The following is a 17,164-nucleotide window of genomic DNA, read 5'->3' on the forward strand; positions in this document are numbered from 1 at the left end:
CCAACCTATTCGGGTTGGCGCCGGCCAATGCGCGCCAGCACGATCACCGGCGCCATGCCGACCAGCACGATGAGCAAGGCGGCGAGGGCGGCGTCCTCATAGGAGCCGCGCGCCGCTTCGCCATAGAGGTGCGTGGCCAGCGTCTCCATGTTCAGCGGCCGCAGCAGCAGCGTCGCCGGCAGTTCCTTCATGCAATCCACGAACACCAGCAGGCCGGCGGAGGCGAGAGCGCTGGTCGACAGCGGCAGGTGCACGCGCCGGAATACCCCGGTGACGTTTTCGCCGAGGCTGCGGGCGGCGTGGTCGAGCGAGCGCGGGATGCGGCTGAAGCCGGCGTCAACCGAGCCGGTCGGGATGGCGAGAAACCGCACCGTATAGGCGTAGCACAGCGCCGCGCCCGAGCCGATCAGCGCCAGCCCCGTGGCGACGCCGAGCCAGGTCTGCGCCGACTGGTCGATCCAGCGGTCCAGCGCCGCCAGCGGAACCAGCACGCCAATGGCGACCACCGTGCCTGGCATGGCGTAGCCGATGGTGGACAGGCGTTGCAGCAACGCCGTGAGGCGCCCTGGCGCGGCGCGGGCCGCTGAGGCCACCGCCAGGCCCAGCGCCAGGGTCGTCAGCGTGGCGACAGCGGCGAGCGCCACCGTCGTTACGGCCTCGGTGAGAATGTTCGCCGACAGGCCGGCGAAGCGGAAGCGCTTCCATGCTTCAGCGGCCAGATAGCTGGCCGGCGCCAGAAAGCCGACGACGACCGGCAGGGCGCAGAAGGCGGCGGCGGCGAGGCCAGCCCCGGTTCCAAGCCGGCCGGGAGCCAGGCTGCGGGCGCGCTGCGGGCTGGTCCAGTAGCGCTGGCGTCGCCGCGCATGGCGCTCCGCCATCACCAGCACCAGCACGAAGGCCAGCATCACCAGGGCGATCTGCGCCGCGCCGGCCAGATCCGAGCGGGTGACCCAGGTGGTGTAGATGGAAATGGTCAGCGTGTTGACGCCGAGAAACTCCGAGGCGCCGATGTCGTTCAGCGTCTCCATCAGCGCCAGGCTGACGCCCACGGCGATGGCGGGGCGGGCCAGCGGCAGCGCCACCCGCCAGAACACCTGGCCGCGCCGCGTCCCCAGGGTGCGCGACGCCTCGACCAGATTGGCGGCCTGGGTCAGGAACATCGCCCGGCTCGTCAGATAGACGTAAGGATACAGCACGAAGCCGAGCAGGATGATGCAGCCGGTCATCGAGCGGATATCCGGCAGGCGGAAGTCGCGCGGGCTGGCGTAGCCGAGCAGCCAGCGGATGCTTCCCTGCACCGCGCCGAGCGGATGCAGCAGGTCGAGATAGGCGTAGGCGACGATATAGGTCGGCGTCGCCAGCGGCAGCAGCAGCGCCCACTCAAAGATGCGCCGCCCTGGAAATTCATGCGCGGTGACCAGCCAGGCCGTGACGCAGCCAAGCACGGTGACCATGACGCCGACGCCGGTCAGCAGGATCGCGGTTTGCAGCGCCGCGTCGGGAATGACGTGCGCCAGCAGGTGCGGCCACAGGCCGGCCGAACCCCGCGCCGCCTCCCGGACCAGCGCCAGCGCCGGAATGGCGACCAGCAGCGCGGTGAGGGCCGCGCCCACAATCCAGATGCGCCCGGGCGCCCCGGCAACGCGCCGCAGTCGCAGGGCCATGGGGCTACGCAGGCGCGCCTGGCTGGCGGGCGCCGGCGGCGCGGCGCGGGTGAGAACGTCTGTCATGGCTAAATGCAGCGGCCGCGGCCGTCGTCGCGTCCTTCTGGTGGTCCAGGGGCCGGATTATTTGTCGAAACCGATTTCCTCGGCCATCTGGCTCGCCTGCTTGCGGCGTTTGACCACCTCGGTCAGCGGGATGGGGTCGACCTTCAGCTCGCCGAAGGTGGCGACGATCGGGTCGAGCTTCGCGCCCGCCTTCACCGGGTATTCGAAATTGGCCTCGGCGTAGATTTTCTGGGCGTCGTCGGAGACCAGATATTCCATCAGCCGGATGGCGGCTTCCTTGTTCGGCGCGCGCCTGGCGAGGGCCGCGCCGCTGACGTTCACCTGCGTGCCGCCGTTTTCAAAGGTCGGCAGGATCACCTTGATGGCCTCGCCCCAGGTCTTCTGGTCCGGTCCGCCCTTTCCGGAGCGCATCAGGCCGACATAATAGGAATTGCCGATCCCGATCTCGCAGACGCCGCCAAGAATGTCCTTGGCCACCTCGCGGTCGCCGCCGCCCGCCTTGCGCGCCAGATTGTTGCGCAGGCCGGTTAGCCAGGTCTTCGTCGCTTCCGGCCCGTGATGCGCCATGTAAGCGGCGAACAGCGCCGTGTTGTAGGGATGCTGGCCGGAGCGGATGCAGATTTTGCCCTTCCATTTCGGGTCGGCCAGATCCTCATAGCGGATGGCCTTCAGGTCGAGATCCTTAGCCGCATAGAGCACGCGGCCGCGCGCCGAGAAGGCGAACCAGTTGTTGTCGGGATCACGCAGGGCGGCCGGCACGGCGGCGTCCAGCACCGCCGATTTCACCGGCTGGGTCAGGCCCTTCTGCGCCAGGTCGGCGAGCCGGCCGGCGTCAACGGTCATCAGGATGTCGGCGGGCGAACTGGCGCCTTCGGACGCCACGCGCTCGGCCAGCCCGTCCTTCAGGAAGACGGTGTTGACCTTCACGCCGGTGGACGCGGTGAAAGCCTCCAGCAGCGGCTTGATCAGGCCCGGCTCACGGGTGGTGTAGATGTTGACCTCGGCGGCCATGGCGCCGGCGACGCCGCCCAGCAGCATGACGCCGCCCAGCAGGACGGAGCGGATCGAAACACTCTTCTTCATGTTGCCGTCTTCCCGACCGTTTCCAGTAAAAGCATGTCAGTTTCAAATGTAGAATCATTCAAAACTGGCCAATGTTCTCGCGTTGCGCGCAACATCGACGCCCATCCTTCCTGAAACACATGACGGCGCTGCTTTCAACGCATATCTATTCCACCATGGTCAAATCGCGGGGAAGACCATGGCGCCATCGGGCGAAACAGCGACGGAAAGCGTGTCGCCTGGCCGCGCCGGCGCATGGCCCATGACCCGCATGACCAGGGGTTCGCTGACGCCGGCGACCCGCAGGGCCAGTTCCTCCACGTCGCCGAGGAATACGCTGCCGGTGACCTGCGCCGCCGCGCCGGCCCCTGGCGCCGCGACCTGGAGCGCGTGGCGGCGGATGCAGACGACGGCGCCCTGGCCGTCAGCCAGCGTGGTGGGGAAGGCGCCCAGCGGCGTCGCGACCTGGCCGCCGCGCGCCTGGCCCGCGAGCCTGTTGCAGGGCCGGAAGAACTCGGCGACGTAAAGCGAGCAGGGCCGGTCGTGGATGTCGCGGCCGGTTCCGGTTTGCGCCACCCGCCCATCCTGCATCAGCGCCACCCGGTCGCCGGCCGCCAGCGCCTCTTCGGGATCATGGGTGACGATGATCGCGGCGGTCCCAAGATCGCGCAGGATCGCCAGGGTTTCGGCCCGCACCCGGTCGCTCAGGCCCCGGTCCAGGTTGGAGAATGGCTCGTCCATCAGCAGCAGCACCGGCTGCGGGGCCAGGGCGCGCGCCAGGGCGACGCGCTGCTGCTCGCCGCCGGACAGCGTGTGCGGATACCGCCCGGCCATGCCGGCGACGCCAATGCGCGCCATCACCTCCGCCGTGCGCCGCCGGGCCTCGGCCTTTGGCAGCCGCCGCAGGCCGAACCCGATGTTGTCCGCCACCGTCAGATGCGGAAACAGCGCGTAATCCTGGAACATGAAGCCGATATGGCGGTCTTCCGGCTCGACGAAAACGCCAGGGCCGGCGATCTCCGCGCCATTCAGCACGATCGAGCCGGCGTCCGGCGCATCGACGCCGGCGATCAGGCGCAGCAACGAGGATTTGCCGCAGCCCGACTGGCCAACCAGGCAGATGATCTCGCCGGGGGCCAGGGTCAGGGAAACCGCATCCAGCGCCTGCCTGCCGCCGAAGCGGCGCGACACGCCGCGCACCGCCAGCATGGGCGGGGCTTCAGACAGTTCCATTGCTGGCGGATTGGCCTCTGGCACGTGGTGCTTCCTGAAATTCGGGTGACCTGCGCCGGATAGGGCAGCGCGTCCGCCGGGGCAAGAGCGGGCTGGCAAGACATGAGCCATTCCGGCCAGCGGCGTCCGGTTCCATGGGGCGAAGGCGTGGATGCCCGCAACACCGCCAGCCTACGCCTGAAACGCCGCGTCGACCGGAATTTGCATGCCATTGGCCAGGGCGTTGGTCTGGGAGGCGAGGCCGATGATCGCCAGCAACTCGCCGTGCTGCGCGTCGCTCATTCCTTTGGCTCTGGCGGCGGCGGTGTGGGAGTGGACGCAATAGGCGCAATTGTTCGCGGTGGAGACAGCGATATAGATCATCTCCCGCGTCAGCGGATCGAGGGCGCCAGGCGCCGTCATGATCTGTTTGACGTCGCCCCAGATGCGCGCCAGCAGCGGCGGATTGTTGGCCAGCGCCAGCCAGAAATTGTTGATGAACGATGACTGGCGGACAGCGCGGATATCGTCGAGCACCGCCCGCGCCTCGGGAATGCCGTCAGCTTCTTCGACGGTGAGCAGCCGGATCGTCGCCATGGTTGTCGTCCTTGCGGGTTCTGAAGGGGGCGGGCAAGGGCGCCCGCTCCGGGCCTTACCTTATGCTGGCGCCGCGCCGTGTGAACCTCCGCCTGGCTAATGGGCGAAAATGTCCGCGTCGGCGTCCTCGCCGCCGGCCAGGGCGGCGCGGACAAGCTCTGCGCCGATGCGCGAGAAGGTGACGCCGTTGCCGCCGTAACCCATCAGCGAGAAAATCCGCGGCGTTCCCGGCAGGGGGCCTATCAGCGGCAGGCCGGTGGTGGTGTCGCCAAAGCTGCCGGCCCAGCGAAATTCCGGCGTCGGATCAATGTCCGGCAGCAGCTTCGCCAGTTTCTCGCTGATCCGGCGGGTTTTTTCGCCGGTCAGCGCGTCGCGTCGCGCCTCGTCGGCGAAATCCGCGTCCTCTCCGCCGCAGATGACGCGCCCGTCGCTGGTGGCGCGCAGATACAGATACGGGTCGGACGCCTCCCAGATCAGCGCCTCCCCAGGCCACAGGGCGCTTCGGGGCTGCGGCCGCGTGGCGATGGCCCAGGTGGAAATGATCCGATGCCGGTCCTTCGGCGCCATGTCCGGCAGTTCGTAACCGGTGGCGAGAACCACGTGTTTCGCCGTGATGGTGCGGCCGGATTCCAGCGCCACCTCGACACGGTCGCGGTGGCTGGCGGCGGCGTTCATCTGCTCCGGGGCGAAGAAGCGTGCGCCGCGCTGGCGCGCCGCGCGCAGCAGGCCGGCGGTCAGCCGCAGCGGATCAAGCGCTAGATTGCCTGTCGAGAGGATGGCCCCGGCGCGCGCCATGCCAAAGCCCGCCTGCAATTCCGATGCGGTGAGGTAGCGGGCCGGCAGGCCGGCGGAGGCGCGCGCTTCCGCTTCGGCGCGCAGGGCGGCGCCGGTGAGCGCGTTGCCAGCAAGATACAGCGTCTGGCGCGGCTGCATGCGGCAGGCCAGCCCGAGCGTCCCGATATGGTCGCGCAGATTGCCCACGGCGAGACGGGCGCGACGCCAGGCGCGCACGGCTTTTTCCTGGCCGATCATCCGGGTCAGCCTGGTCAGCGGCGTATCAATCTCGAACTGGATCAGGGCGGTGGTGGCCGGCGTCGACCCCAGCATGGGTCCGCGCCGGTCGATCATCGCCACCTCGTGGCCGGCCTCCGTCAACGCCTCGGCGACCATCGCCCCGGAAATACCCATGCCGACGACGAGCACTTCCGTTTTCATGTCGCGCCGCAACCGCCGGCAGGCCGGCCGTGGCGGCGGGTCGGCCAGCCACACCGGATCGCCAGAACGCAGGTCAAGTTTACGCATCAACGCCCCCCATGGCGCGACCCGGCCCGAGACGCGGTGACGCCGGATCACGCGCCGTTCCAGGCTGGTTCGCGTTTGTCCCAGGCGGCCCGCCGGCGCATTTTCCGGGCGGGCGCCTCATTTCCAACGCGCCGGCCCCGGCGCGGTTCCGCCTGGAACCTCCCGTCTCGCCGGACATTTCCCAACTGGATGGGCAGGGACAGGGGGAGCAGGACGTGGAGCGGACCGGTCTCAAATTTGGCCCCCTGGCGCCGGACAGCCTGCATGTCTGCGTCGACATGCAGACCCTGTTCAGCGACGGCTACCCGTGGGCCCTGCCCTGGTTCGGGCGCATCCTGCCGGGGCTTGAGGCCTTGTGCGCCCATCGCCCGGCGCAAACCATTTTCACCCGCTTCATTCCGGCGTCCAGGCCTGGCGAGGGACGCGGCGCCTGGGCGCGCTATTACCAGCGCTGGGCCGCCGTCACGCTGGCGGAAATCGGCGCCGGAGCCATCGACCTGGCCCCGGCGCTGCGCCGTTTTGTTCCCCCAGCCCGGGTGGTGGACAAGCATGTCTATTCGCCGTGGCTGGAAGGCGGGCTGGACGCGCTGCTGCGCGACAGTGGCGGCGACACGCTGATTATCTCTGGCGGCGAAACGGATATCTGCGTCATGGCGACGGTGATCGGCGCCATCGACCGGGGCTACCGGGTCGTGCTCGTGGCGGATGGCGTCTGCAGTTTTTCCGACGAGACGCACGACGCCATGCTGAAAATGTTCGCCCGGCGCTTTTCCGAACAGCTTGAGGTCTGCCGGATCGCTGATGTGCTGGACGCCTGGCGCCGGTGACGCCGCCGCTCGCGCCAACCAGGAAGGCCATGCTAACGATGCGGATATCCCTCCGGCTGCGGTGTCCCCATGCGAGCGTTCCGGTGTCTCCCCGCGTTTTCTTCCCTGGCGTCGCAGAGGTGGCTGCGCCTGTGGCCGACGCTTGCCGCCAGCCTTGCGCTGCTGCTTGCCGCAAACCCGGCGGCCCAGGCGCAGACCCAGGCCAAGGCCCAGACCCAAGCCCAGGCCCAGGGCTTTTCTGGCGTCTGGCAGGCTGAACTGGTCGATGATTTTGGCCGGCCACAGCGCTGCGTGGTGGAGCTGTCCGCCACCGGCAGCATCATGGGTGGGTTCATGGCCTCCGCACGCGGCTGCGCGGGAGATTTGATGAGCCTGTCCCGCTGGCGGGGTCGTGGGCGGGAGCTGGTGCTCGTCGACATCTCCGGCGCCACGCTGGCGGTGCTGCGCGATCGGGGCGAGGTCCTGTCCGGCCGCATGACCTCGGGGCGGCCGCTCAGGCTGTACGCAGGGGCGGGGCGAGCGCAGGCCGTGGCGCCGCGGCCCGGTTGCGCCGTCTATTATGGCCAGTCATCGCGTTGCGCCGACGCGCGCGATCTGACAGCGCCGGCTTTGGCTCCAGGACAGCAGACCAGCCTGCGGATCGTCTCGCTTGCCAATGTTCGGGTTGCGCCGTCATTTTCCGCCGCCCTGGTCGGCCAGGCTCCGGTCAACGCCTGCCTGCAGACCGACGCTTGCCTGCGCCAGCCCGACGGATCGCAATGGTGTCGCGTCCAGCTTGATGGACGCACCGGCTACATCACCAAGCTGTTTGAGCGCGACGGCCGCCGTTTCATCCTGTTTTCCAACGGTTGCGTCCCCGGTCGGCGGGAGTAACCTCGGCGCCCACATCTGAGGCGCTGACTGGCGGGCTCTATCCGAAGGTCGGGCTCTATCCGAAGGTGAAGGCGTAGGCTTCCACGCCCGGATCCAGAAAGCGGATTTCGAAGGTGTGCGGCGTTACATCGCCCTTCTGGCGCACCAGCTGGTAGAGCCGGTTTTCCGTCACCGTTCCGGCTCCGGCGGCGTCGATGTCGACGCCATGGCTGTCGCCGGGGGGCTTGCCGTCGATGGTCACCACGAAGCGCACCGGTTTGCCAGCCGGGCCCGGCCCCAGCACCAGATGCAGGTCGCGGGCGCTGAAACGGTAGCGGATGGCGCCGCCGCTGGCGTCGAGCCGGGCGTGTTCGGCGCCGACAGTCCATGCCCCGTCCAGGCCCCACTGGTTGGTCTGCGGCTGCGGCGCCTCGTAGACGCGTGAGGCGTCGGCGGTGAGGCCGCCGGCCGGGGCAAAGTTCTCCGCCCGTTTGTAGCCCAGATAAGTCTCCTGGGAGCGCAGATTGCCGACATCCGGCGCCGCCTCGGCCCCCGCGCCCGTGGCCGTGACCGGCGCGCCGGCCATGACGACGCCGCTGGCGCCGGCCTCGCGCAGCAGGTCCTGGATGGCCTGCTCGGTTTCGGCGTACTGGCCTTCGCCAAAATGCCGGTAACGGATGTGGCCGCTGGCGTCGATCAGGTAATGCGCTGGCCAGTATTCATTCGAGAACGCCCGCCAGATGGCGTAGTCATTGTCCACCGCCACCGGATAGACGACGCCGAAATCGCCGATGGCCTTGCGGACGTTGGCGAGGTTCTTCTCGAAAGCGAACTCTGGCGTGTGCACGCCGAGGACCACCAGCCCCTGATCGCGGTATTTCGCCGCCCAGGCCCGGAGATAGGGCATGGTGCGGATGCAGTTGATGCAGGAATAGGTCCAGAAATCCACCAGCACGACCTTGCCGCGCAGCTGTTCGTTGGTCAGCGGCGGCGCGTTCAGCCAGTCGGTCGCGCCAGCAATGGCCGGCGCCGGGCCCAGGTCGGGCAGGGCGCTCCTGAAGGGCTGCGTGGCGCCAGGCGCGGGGGCGGGCGTAGGGGGGGAGGTGGTTTTGCCGGTGTTCTTGTCCGGATAGGTGGTGCGCACCACGCTGTCCGATGGCTTCGGGCGGAAGCGGTCCACCACCGCCTGTTCCAGTGTGGCGGTGCTGGTGTAGGAGAGGCGCGACAGCAGCCCCGTGTCGAGGCCCAGGGCGATGGCGGCGACGCCCGCCAGCACCGCGACGCCCAACCCCTGGCGGACGCGTTCGCCAATCGCCGGCGCGCGCTTCAGCCGGTCGAATATCCGGCCGCCGGCCAGCAGGGCGAGGGCGATGGAGGTGGCGGCGCCGGCCGCATAGGCCAGCAGCAGCAGGGTCGTGCCGGCGTTGGCGCCGTTGAGCGCCGCCCCCGTCAGCAGCAGCCCAAGGATTGGCCCGGCGCACGGGGCCCAGAGCAGGCCGGTGGCGACGCCCAGCGCCAGGGACGCGGCGACGCCTGATCCCCCGCCAGCTCCAGACCTGTTGAGCAGGCGCTCGCCCAGCCGCACCACGGGGCGCGTCGCAACGGCGGCGAGGCGCGGCGACAGCAGGCTGAGGCCAAAAACCGCCAGCAGCGCCATGGCGACAATGCGGCCATATTCGTTGGCTCGCACCGCCCAGCCGCCGCCAATCGCCGCCAGCGACGCAACGAGGGCGAAGGTGATGGCCATGCCGGCGAGCATGGGCAATGTGCTGCGCAGGAACGGCTGCCCGGCGCGGGCGAACACAAAGGGCAAAATTGGCAGGATGCAGGGGCTGATGATCGTCAGCACGCCGCCGAGAAAAGCGATGACCAGCAGCGTCGTCATGAGTGTTCCCCCCAGGAGCCGCAAAGGGCGCGCCGCCGGCCGGCCGCGCCGGCCCATGACGGAATGCCCGCAATCTTGCGCGGGAGCAATCTTGCGCGGGATTGGGGTAAAAATTGGCTGTTCCAGGCGCGTCGCGCCCCCGGGGCGGTGGTTTTCGTTCAGGACCGCGCCTGTCGCCAGGCCGCTGGGTGACAACGGCGCGTCCCGCCTTGGGGCGGTCTGGAATGCAGCGCCAACCCGAATGCAGCGTCATGTCGCGGGGCCGGAAGCCGGCTTTCGCGCCGCCGGGTTTTGTTTCCCGCCGCGGATCAGGCATATTGGGGAAGTGATGACGTTAGCAACAGCTGGCCCACGGGGGCGAGCCACGCCCCTGCGTGGCGCTGCGGCGCATTCCCTGCGTGGGGCGCCGGCGGCTGGTCATGCGCTTTCGCTTCTGTGCGACGCCTGCTCCCCGCGCGCCTTGCTGGAAACCCTCCTGAAGGCGGGTGCAACGGCTGGGCGGGGCGCGGTTTTCACCCTGGTTGGCCTTGTCTGTCTGGCGCTCATGGTGACGCCCGCCGCCGCGCTTGACGCCTATGATGGAAGCGCTGGTCAGGGCGCCGCGCTGCTTGAGATGGCCAGCGACGGCTCGGGACGTCCTGACATCATCCATGCCGGTCATGATCACGCCAGCCCCGACGTCAACAGCCCTGACCTGCATGGGGCGCACCATTGCTGCCATAGCCATGTGACGCCGGCCCAGTCATGTCGCAGCGTCGCCCCGATCGCCATGCGGCATTTGACCTGGCGCGTCGGCGACAGCGACGGCCCGCCGCCGCGTGGTCCGGCCCCGCCGCTGCGTCCGCCCCGCGCCTGAATTCCTGAACAGACCGTCGCAAGCGCCCCGGGAGTGATCGGGCGCCTGCGCTGTCGCGCGTCGCCTTTGTCGCGCGCTCCCCGGAGTACGTCCGGAGATGCGAACGTATATTGGCTTAAAATCGCGTTATTTCAGTAGGATATGGCAAGTTCCTGATCACGTTTCGAGCTTGCCTGAGGCTGCGCCCGCCGCCGGCCGTCAGGAATTTCCGGATGAACCGCCGAATTTTGTTTGCGTCCAGCGCCGTGCTTGCGGCCGGCGCGCTTGCATTCACGCTCCCCAGCGTCCTGCCCCCGGCCTGGCGCGCCGCGCCTGCATGGCCCGCCGCCGCGGCCTGGGCGAGCCCTGGCCATGACCATGGTCCACCCCGGACGCAGGGGGCGGGCAAGGGTGAGGCGGCGGGCGGCCAGGCCGCCGGCCACGATCATGACGACGAGGGGCTGGTGCACATGACGCCCGGGCAGGCGGCCGCGCACGGCGTCGGGGTCGTCGTCGCCGGCCCGGGCGTTCTGACCATGGCGCTGACCGCCCCAGGGGTGATCGCGCCGGACAGCGACCGCATCGCCCGCATCGCCGCGCGGGTCGTTGGCACGGTCGCCGTGCTGAACAAACGGTTGGGCGATGCGGTGGAAAAAAACGAAATCGTCGCCGAACTCGACAGCCGCGAGGTGGCCGAGGCGCGCAGCGAATATTTCGCCGCCCTGACCAATCTGGAGTTGCAGAAGACCCTGTTTGCCCGTGAGCAGGAATTGTGGAGCCGGCGCGTCTCCGCCGAGCAGCAATATCTGCGCGCCCGCAATGCGTTGCGGGAGGTGGAGCTGCGCGTCGAGCTGGCGGCCCAGAAGCTGACGGCGCTGGGGCTCGCGCCAGACGATGTGGCGGCCTCGCGCAACGCCGGCCCCGACGCGGCCCAGTCTTTCCAGCGCTATCCATTACGCTCGCCGATCAGCGGCCGGGTGGTTGAGCGGCGCGTTGACCTGGGAGCGCCTGTGGGCGGCGAGGGGCAGGAGAAGGAGCTGTACGTCATCGCCGACCTGTCGAAGGTCTGGATCGACCTGGCGATTCCGGCCGATGAACTGTCCCGCATCCATGAAGGGCAGCAGGTGCGCGTCGCCGCGCAGGACGGCGCGGCGAGCACCGGACGGGTGATCTTCGTCAGCCCCATGCTGACGCCCGACACCCGCTCCGCCCGCGTCATCGCCGAACTGGACAACGCAGGGCTGCGCTGGCGTCCCGGCGCCTTCGTCACCGCCCGGGTGACCATCGGCGAGGAGCCTGTCGGGCTGCGCATTCCGCGCGCCGCCGCGCAAACCATCAATGGTCGCCCGGCGGTGTTCGTCCAGACCCCGGAGGGTTTCCGCATCAGGAATGTCGCCCTGGGGCGGGACGACGGCGTCCATGTCGCCGTGACGTCGGGGCTGGCGGCGGGCGAGCGGGTCGCCGCGCAAAACGCCTTCCTGCTGAAAGCCGAGCTCGGCAAGGCCGAAGCCGAACACGCCCACTGAGGAGATCACGCATGATCGCGCGCATCCTCGCGTTCTCCGTCCGGCGTCGCTGGCTGGTGGCGCTGCTGACGCTGCTGGTCGCCGCCTTCGGCGCCTGGTCGGCGTTGAAGCTGCCCATCGACGCCACCCCTGACATCACGAACAACCAGGTGCAGATCAACGCCCTCGCGCCGGCCCTGTCGCCGGAGGACGTGGAGCGGCAGGTGACGTTCCCCCTGGAAACCGCCCTGTCCGGCATTCCCGGGCTCGCCAGCACCCGCTCCCTGTCCCGCAACGGCTTCGCCCAGATCACCGCCGTGTTCAGCGACGCCACCGATCTGTATTTCGCCCGCGCCCAGGTCAACGAACGCCTCGGCGAGGCGCGCGGCTCCCTGCCGCCCGGCGTCGAGGTCCAGATGGGGCCTGTCACCACCGGCCTCGGCGAAATCTTCATGTGGACGCTGCACATGAGCAAGCCGGACGGCCGGCCGGAAACCGACGGCAAGCCCGGCTGGCAGGCGGATGGGAGCTTTCTCACGCCTGAAGGTGAGCGGCTGGCCAGCGACCTGGACCGCGCCGCCTGGCTGCGAACCCTGCAGGACTGGGTGATCCGGCCGCAGATGCGCGCCGTGCGCGGCGTCGCCGGCGTTGACTCCATCGGCGGTTATGTCCGGCAATATCAGGTGCGGCCCGATCCGGCGCGCCTGGCGGGGCTTGGCCTGTCCTTCAGCGATATCGCCGCGGCGCTCGCCGCCAGCAACCAGAACCGGGGCGCCGGCTATGTAGAGCGGGGCGGTGAAGGCTATGTGGTGCGCTCCAGCGGCCGTTTGACCAGCATCGCGGACATCGGCGCCGTGGTGGTGACCACCCGCGCCGGCGTGCCGGTGCGCATTCGCGATGTGGCGACGGTTGGCGCGGGGCAGGAGCTGCGGGTGGGCGCCGCCTCGGAAAATGGCCGCGAGGCGGTGGTGGGCACGGCGCTGATGCTCATCGGCGGCAACAGCCGCGATGTGGCCGCCGCCGCTGGCGAGAAGTTGCGCGAGATCGCCAGGCTGCTGCCGCCGGGCGTGGAGGTGAAGCCGGTGCTGGACCGCACCACTTTGGTGGACGCCACCATCCGCACCGTCGCCAGAAACCTCACGGAAGGGGCGCTGCTGGTGATCGCCGTGCTGTTCCTGATGCTCGGCAATATCCGCGCCGCCGTGATCACGGCGCTGGTGATTCCGCTGGCCATGCTGATGACCATGACCGGCATGGTCCGCGCCGGCGTCAGCGCCAATCTCATGAGCCTCGGCGCGCTGGACTTCGGCCTGATCGTCGATGGCGCGGTGATCATCACCGAGAACGCCCTGCGGCGGCTCGGCCTGCGCCAGCACGAACTGGGCCGCGGGCTGGGGCTGGAGGAACGTCTCGCGGTGGTGCGCCAGTCAGCGGAGGAGATGATCCGGCCCACGGTTTACGGCCAGGCGATCATCATCCTCGTCTATGTGCCCATGCTGTCGTTCAGCGGCGTCGAGGGGCGCATGTTCACGCCCATGGCGCTCACGGTGATCATGGCGCTGGCCAGCGCCTTCGTGCTGTCGCTCACCTTCGTTCCGGCAATGATCGCCATCGTCATCTCCGGCAGGGTTCTGGAGAAGGACGTGGCGATTGTGCGCTGGCTGAAGGCGCTGTACCAGCCAGCCCTGGGCGCCAGCCTGCGCCGCCCGGTCATCACCCTGCTTGCCGGCGTCCTGCTGGCGGTGGCGGCCGGCGGCATGTTCCTGCGTCTTGGCCAGGAGTTCATCCCCCAGCTGGATGAGAAGAACCTCGCCATGCACGCCATGCGCATTCCCTCGACCTCGCTCAGCCAGTCGCTGGCGATGCAGCTGTCGGTGGAGCGCGAGATCAGCGCCCTGCCGGAGGTGGCGCTGGTGTTCTCCAAGACCGGCACGGCGGAGGTCGCCTCCGACCCCATGCCGGTGAACGTTTCCGACACTTTCATCATGCTGAAGCCGGAAGCGGAGTGGCCGGATCCGGAACTCGGCAAGGAGGCGCTGATCGCGAAAATCCGCGCCGCGGCTGAGACAGCGCCCGGCAACAACCTGGAGTTCACCCAGCCGATCCAGATGCGCTTCAACGAACTGCTGGCGGGCGCGCGCGGTGATCTGGCGGTGAAGGTGTTTGGCGATGATTTCGCCCGGCTGGCGCCGGCGGCCGAAGCGATCGCCGCGCAACTGCGGGCCACCCCGGGCGCGGTCGACGTGAAGGTCGAGCAGATTTCCGGTCTGCCGTTCCTCAACATTGACGTCGACCGGCAGGAAATCGGCCGGCTGGGTCTCAGCCTCGCGACGGTTCAGGATGTGATTGGCGCGGCGATCGGCGGCCAGCACGTGGGCCAGATTTTCGAGGGCGACCGGCGCTTCGACATTGTCATCCGGCTCGACGACGCCCTGCGCGCCGATCTGGAGGCGTTGAAGAACCTGCCGGTGGCCTTGCCCGCCGGACCGCCAACGCCAGCGGGCGCCTCCGGCGGGTCAGCCGGGTTGCGCTCCGTGCCGCTGCGCCAGGTGGCGCGGATCTCGGTTGAGGAAGGGCCCAACCAGATCAGCCGCGAAAACGGCAAGCGCCGCATTGTCGTCACCGCCAATGTGCGCGGTCGCGACATCGCCTCGGTGGTGGAGGACGCCCGTCAGCGCATCGCCGCCCATGTCGCCTTGCCCTCCGGCGCGTGGCTGGCGTGGGGCGGCCAGTTCGAGAACCTGGCCGCGGCCCGCCAGCGGCTGATGATCGTCACGCCCGCCTGCTTCCTGCTGATCTTCATCCTGCTGTTCCAGGCGCTTGGCTCGACGCGCGACGCCCTGCTGGTGTTCAGCGCCGTACCCTTCGCGCTCACGGGCGGCGTCATCGCCCTGTGGCTGCGCGGCATGCCGTTCTCGGTGTCCGCCGCCGTGGGTTTCATCGCCCTGTCGGGCGTGGCGGTGCTGAACGGCCTGGTGATGATCAGCCGCATCCGCCAGCTGGCGGAGGAGGGCGCGCCCATGCGCGAGGCGGTGTGGGAGGGGGCGCTCACCCGTTTCCGGCCGGTGGTGATGACGGCGCTCGTCGCCTCTCTGGGCTTTCTGCCCATGGCGCTGGCGACCGGGGCGGGAGCCGAGGTGCAGAAGCCGCTGGCCACCGTGGTGATCGGCGGCCTGGTCAGCGCCACCCTGCTGACCCTGCTGGCGCTGCCGACGCTCTACGTCCTGTTGGGCGCGGCCGGACGCAAGGCCGAAGCGCCGGCCACGGGCTGAGGCATACTCCGGGCGGGCGACAGCGCCGGCCCGGAGTGTTTCTGGCGTTCAGGTCTGGAGCGCTTTTCCAACCAGGCGGCGCCGTCTGGTTCGCTCAAAACAAGGAAAACAGGAGCAATTCCCGATCCATGCGGATCGGGAATTGCCCTAACGTCCCAGCAGATTGGTTTTGACCAGATCAACCACCTCATCGCCGCGCCCGCTCATCACCGCGCGCAGCATCCACAGGCCAAAGCCCTTCGCCTGCTCCAGCGCGATGGTCGGCGGAATCGACAGCTCCTGCTTCGCCGTCACCACATCCAGCAGCGCCGGGCCCTCGTGGGCGAGGATTTTCGCCAGGGCTTCGGGCAGGTCGCCGGGGTCTTCGACGCGCAACGCCATGATGCCCATGGCCCGGGCCATCGCGGCGAAGTCCGGGTTTTCCAGATCAACGCCTGTCTCGACGAAGCCGGCCGCCTTCATCTCCATGGCGACGAAGCCGAGCACGCCATTGTTGAAGATGACGACCTTCACCGGCAGTTTCTCCTGGGCCAGCGTGATCAGGTCGCCCATCAGCATGGTGAAGCCGCCATCGCCCGAGAGCGAGATCACCTGCCGCCCCGGCTGCGCCGCCTGGGCGCCGATGGCCTGGGGCAGGGCGTTGGCCATGGAGCCGTGAACGAGCGAGCCCAGCAGCCGGCGCTGGCCATTCATCTTCAGATAGCGCGCCGCCCAGATCGTCGGCGTGCCCACGTCGAAACTGAACGCCGCGTCGTCCGCCGCCAGTTCGCTGACCAGCCGCGCCACATATTGCGGATGGATCGGTTTGCGGCCCGGCGTTCCTTCGGCCAGGGCGTCGAGCCCGGCGCGGGATTTCACATAACGGGCGAGGCTGTCGTCCAGATGCTGGCGATCCTGCTTCGCCGCCAGGCGCGGCGACAGGGCGGCGATCGTCGCCTTCACGTCGCCGACCACGCCGAGATCCAGCTTGCAGCGGCGGCCGAGATTGGCCGGGCGGATGTCCACCTGGGCGATCACCGCGTCGTCGGGCAGAAACTGCTTGTAGGGAAAATCCGTCCCCAGCATCAGCAGCATGTCGCAGGTCTGCATCGCCTCATAACCGGAGGCGAAGCCGATCAGCCCGGTCATGCCGACGTCATACGGATTGTCGTATTCCACGTGTTCCTTGCCGCCCAGCGCATGGACGATGGGGCTCTTCAGCGTTTCGGCCAGCGCCATCAGTTCGGCGTGGGCGCCGGCGCAGCCGCGCCCGCAGAACAGCGTCACGCGTCTCGCGTCGTTCAGCAGGCCCGCCAGCCGGTCGAGCTCCGCCGGCGCAGGGGTGACGACGGGCGCGGGCGGCCGCAATCCGGCCTTAGGCGACACGGCGCGCGCTGGCGCCTCCTGCAGGGCGACGTCGCCGGGGATGACCACGACGGCGACGCCGCGTTGGCCAATGGCGGCGCGCACGGCGTTTTCCATGACATAAGGCATCTGCCTGGGATCGGAGACCAGCTCGCAATAGACGCTGCATGCGCGGAACAGGTCCTGGGGATGCGTCTCCTGAAAATAGCCGCCGCCAATTTCCTGGGAGGGGATTTGCGCCGCGATGGCCAGCACCGGCGTGCGGCTGCGCTGGGCGTCGAACAGGCCGTTAATCAGGTGCAGGTTGCCCGGCCCGCACGAGCCGGCGCAAACGGCAAGCTGGCCGGTGATCTGGGCTTCGCCCGACGCCGCAAAGGCCGCGACCTCCTCGTGTCGCACATGCACCCAGCGGATGCGCGCCCTGCGGCGCAGGGTCTCGGTGAGCCCGTTGAGGCTGTCGCCGACCACGCCATAGATGCGCGCGACGCCTGCCTGTTCGAGAGTTTCCACCATGAGGTCGGCGATGTTTCGGGTGGCCATCCGTATCAGTCCAGCAGGTTGGTGGGCGGATTGGCCCGTCAGGGGCCTTGCGGTTCCACAGACGTGGCCGCGCCCCGGGGGCAAAGGCGCGCCTGAAGGGGCCAGTGCGCCACCGCCGCGCGGCCGTGGCGCGTCCGCAGAAGGCTGCCGGGCCAGTCAAACCCATTTCCACGTCTCCGTCACGTCACGAAGCCGACGGAA

At 69.0% G+C, this 17,164-nt stretch carries 12 protein-coding genes; 5 read left to right on the forward strand and 7 right to left on the reverse strand.

The genetic code is table 11. The features are described from left to right. Positions 1-5: 5 nt before the first annotated feature. The 5 genes from EV666_RS11990 to EV666_RS12010 all read right to left on the reverse strand — a co-directional run bounded on the left by EV666_RS11990 (position 6) and on the right by EV666_RS12010 (position 5,903). Complete coding sequence (locus EV666_RS11990) at positions 6-1,664, reverse strand: ABC transporter permease (RefSeq protein WP_376886296.1); 1,659 nt, start codon at positions 1,662-1,664, stop codon at positions 6-8. A gap of 123 nt (positions 1,665-1,787) precedes the next feature. After that, the gene (locus tag EV666_RS11995; protein WP_245514392.1) at positions 1,788-2,768 is read right to left on the reverse strand and encodes a Fe(3+) ABC transporter substrate-binding protein; all 981 of its coding nucleotides are present in this window, start codon (positions 2,766-2,768) and stop codon (positions 1,788-1,790) included. 204 nt (positions 2,769-2,972) lie between these two features. Continuing rightward, entirely contained in the window at positions 2,973-4,001 is a 1,029-nt protein-coding gene (locus tag EV666_RS12000; RefSeq protein ID WP_132008317.1) for an ABC transporter ATP-binding protein, read from the reverse strand. Between the two features lie 195 nt (positions 4,002-4,196). Next, positions 4,197-4,601, reverse strand: a complete 405-nt coding sequence (locus tag EV666_RS12005; RefSeq protein WP_132008090.1) for a carboxymuconolactone decarboxylase family protein — start codon at positions 4,599-4,601, stop codon at positions 4,197-4,199. A gap of 96 nt (positions 4,602-4,697) precedes the next feature. After that, entirely contained in the window at positions 4,698-5,903 is a 1,206-nt protein-coding gene (locus tag EV666_RS12010) for an NAD(P)/FAD-dependent oxidoreductase (protein WP_342635662.1), read from the reverse strand. A 215-nt stretch (positions 5,904-6,118) separates the two neighbouring features. Here EV666_RS12010 and EV666_RS12015 point away from each other — a divergent pair, with 215 nt between their 5' ends. Then, complete coding sequence (locus EV666_RS12015) at positions 6,119-6,730, forward strand: cysteine hydrolase family protein (protein ID WP_245514382.1); 612 nt, start codon at positions 6,119-6,121, stop codon at positions 6,728-6,730. Between the two features lie 69 nt (positions 6,731-6,799). Beyond that, on the forward strand, positions 6,800-7,603 hold the full coding sequence (locus EV666_RS12020) for an AprI/Inh family metalloprotease inhibitor (RefSeq protein WP_132008099.1): 804 nt from the start codon (positions 6,800-6,802) through the stop codon (positions 7,601-7,603). A 55-nt stretch (positions 7,604-7,658) separates the two neighbouring features. Here EV666_RS12020 and EV666_RS12025 read toward each other — a convergent pair whose 3' ends face one another. After that, positions 7,659-9,467 (reverse strand): cytochrome c biogenesis protein DipZ, encoded by a 1,809-nt coding sequence (locus EV666_RS12025; protein WP_132008102.1) that lies wholly within the window; start codon positions 9,465-9,467, stop codon positions 7,659-7,661. Positions 9,468-9,795: 328 nt separating this feature from the next. Between EV666_RS12025 and EV666_RS12030 the strand changes: the two genes are divergently transcribed. The 3 genes from EV666_RS12030 (at position 9,796) to EV666_RS12040 (ending at position 15,079) form a co-directional block, all read left to right on the forward strand. Next, positions 9,796-10,323, forward strand: coding sequence for a hypothetical protein (locus EV666_RS12030; RefSeq protein WP_132008105.1), 528 nt, complete (start codon positions 9,796-9,798; stop codon positions 10,321-10,323). Positions 10,324-10,535: 212 nt separating this feature from the next. Then, entirely contained in the window at positions 10,536-11,828 is a 1,293-nt protein-coding gene (locus EV666_RS12035; protein WP_132008108.1) for an efflux RND transporter periplasmic adaptor subunit, read from the forward strand. A gap of 11 nt (positions 11,829-11,839) precedes the next feature. Next, positions 11,840-15,079: an efflux RND transporter permease subunit gene (locus EV666_RS12040; protein ID WP_132008111.1), complete on the forward strand. Its 3,240-nt coding sequence runs from the start codon at positions 11,840-11,842 to the stop codon at positions 15,077-15,079. A 147-nt stretch (positions 15,080-15,226) separates the two neighbouring features. Here EV666_RS12040 and poxB read toward each other — a convergent pair whose 3' ends face one another. Then, positions 15,227-16,963, reverse strand: a complete 1,737-nt coding sequence (gene poxB / locus EV666_RS12045; RefSeq protein WP_132008114.1) for a ubiquinone-dependent pyruvate dehydrogenase — start codon at positions 16,961-16,963, stop codon at positions 15,227-15,229. Between the last annotated feature and the right edge of the window lie 201 nt (positions 16,964-17,164).

Origin of the sequence: Camelimonas lactis (assembly GCF_004342915.1) — a bacterium.
Taxonomy (GTDB): domain Bacteria; phylum Pseudomonadota; class Alphaproteobacteria; order Rhizobiales; family Beijerinckiaceae; genus Camelimonas; species Camelimonas lactis.

Bases quoted from the DNA above. Each gene is read 5' to 3' on its own strand.
- EV666_RS12020 (WP_132008099.1), top strand. From the start codon at position 6,800: ATGCGAGCGTTCCGGTGTCTCCCCGCGTTTTCTTCCCTGGCGTCGCAG.
- EV666_RS11990 (WP_376886296.1), bottom strand. From the start codon at position 1,664: ATGGCCCTGCGACTGCGGCGCGTTGCCGGGGCGCCCGGGCGCATCTGG.
- EV666_RS12000 (WP_132008317.1), bottom strand. From the start codon at position 4,001: ATGCTGGCGGTGCGCGGCGTGTCGCGCCGCTTCGGCGGCAGGCAGGCG.
- EV666_RS12005 (WP_132008090.1), bottom strand. From the start codon at position 4,601: ATGGCGACGATCCGGCTGCTCACCGTCGAAGAAGCTGACGGCATTCCC.
- EV666_RS12035 (WP_132008108.1), top strand. From the start codon at position 10,536: ATGAACCGCCGAATTTTGTTTGCGTCCAGCGCCGTGCTTGCGGCCGGC.
- EV666_RS11995 (WP_245514392.1), bottom strand. From the start codon at position 2,768: ATGCTGCTGGGCGGCGTCGCCGGCGCCATGGCCGCCGAGGTCAACATC.
- EV666_RS12025 (WP_132008102.1), bottom strand. From the start codon at position 9,467: ATGACGACGCTGCTGGTCATCGCTTTTCTCGGCGGCGTGCTGACGATC.
- EV666_RS12010 (WP_342635662.1), bottom strand. From the start codon at position 5,903: ATGCGTAAACTTGACCTGCGTTCTGGCGATCCGGTGTGGCTGGCCGAC.
- EV666_RS12030 (WP_132008105.1), top strand. From the start codon at position 9,796: ATGACGTTAGCAACAGCTGGCCCACGGGGGCGAGCCACGCCCCTGCGT.
- EV666_RS12040 (WP_132008111.1), top strand. From the start codon at position 11,840: ATGATCGCGCGCATCCTCGCGTTCTCCGTCCGGCGTCGCTGGCTGGTG.
- poxB (WP_132008114.1), bottom strand. From the start codon at position 16,963: ATGGCCACCCGAAACATCGCCGACCTCATGGTGGAAACTCTCGAACAG.